This window comes from Microcoleus sp. N9_A2 (assembly GCF_036701775.1).
Taxonomy (GTDB): Bacteria; Cyanobacteriota; Cyanobacteriia; order Cyanobacteriales; family Microcoleaceae; genus Microcoleus.
Genome location: NZ_JAUBRH010000159.1, coordinates 1 through 1,232, shown reverse-complemented (window position 1 = coordinate 1,232; position 1,232 = coordinate 1). Strand labels below are relative to the sequence as shown.

The following is a 1,232-nucleotide window of genomic DNA, read 5'->3' as shown; positions in this document are numbered from 1 at the left end:
AACTGAGATCTTGCACCATTCTCAATTAGCCATACTGCCAACCACTAACAGTGATGTCAAAACCCTGCTGACGAGCTAAACTCTGGGTGCGATCGATATTAATTAACAGCCCCAAAACTACTAGAGATGCCAACAAAGTTTCTCTCGCCAGTAGCGCCGCCTCTCCCCAATCTGGCAAGGTAGTTTTTCCCGATGCTAAATATGCCCAGAAGGCGAGAAAGTAGGCAATAAAAGATAATACTAGCCACCGATAAACTCCCAATAAAGTGCTTTGTCCAAACCGATGCAAACCAAACCGATGTTTCACTGTCTTAAAGAATCCTTCAATCTGCCAACGTCTTCTACCGAGTCGAGTAATGTAAACAGCAGATAAAGGTTTTGTCGAAATTACAAAGCGTTTTTCGAGACTGCCATCATCCCGTTTGAGCCAATACCAAGACAGGGTGACTGGAAAGTTTAATCCTTGCAGCACTACTTGCTGACCCCTTTGCAGTCCTTGGTTTACCTGCCGCGCATCTGCCAACCTCCGATCGCTCCTAATCCCAAAAATACCACTTGTACGTGGTTGTTTTTTTACCCATTTGAGCATTTCTATACTGCCAAATGCGCTATCACCTAATACTCGAATTTCATAATGTGCTGTTAAGGTTTTTGGCAGAGTTTTTAGCAATCTTTGACCGAGTTTTATTGGCGCCAACTCTCCCTTCCCCCGATCGACTCGGAACCCCCAGGGTACTCGACTTCTTCCCACAAGTATGTAGAGGACTAACAGGTGCAATCCTCGTTTACCATTATAGACTCTAATTAGTTTCCCTAACCCTGAGAACTTACCAATTTTTTCGAGGGTGGTCATATCCAAAATTACAGTTAAAATTGGTCGCCTCCCAAGCCCTCTTTCGGCTTTGACTTGCCTGATGATCTCTGCCCGCACAACTCTAATTACTGCCCGGACTGACCATTGATAATGATTGAGGAAGCGACTAATCGCGCTGGCACTTACTGTTTGAGAATGCTGAGGTAAACTTTGTCCTGTTGCTTCCAGAAATAGACCTAGCAAGGCTCGCAGACTTTTTTGTTGATATTTGCTTGGCATTAAATCCATCAAGGTATAGACTAATGCTTGGGCGTAATTAAGGATGGTTAACATTAACTTATCACATTGTTTATACGCCCTTTATTTCACATTTGGGTACACAATGCAAGGGCTAATTGAGAATGGTGCAAGATCTCAG

General features: G+C 43.7%; 1 protein-coding gene. It reads right to left on the bottom strand.

Translation table 11 applies throughout. The features are described 5' to 3' along the window. Positions 1 to 25: 25 nt before the first annotated feature. Complete coding sequence (locus tag QUA44_RS30530) at positions 26 to 1,147, bottom strand: transposase (protein WP_333257679.1); 1,122 nt, start codon at positions 1,145 to 1,147, stop codon at positions 26 to 28. Positions 1,148 to 1,232: the final 85 nt, after the last annotated feature.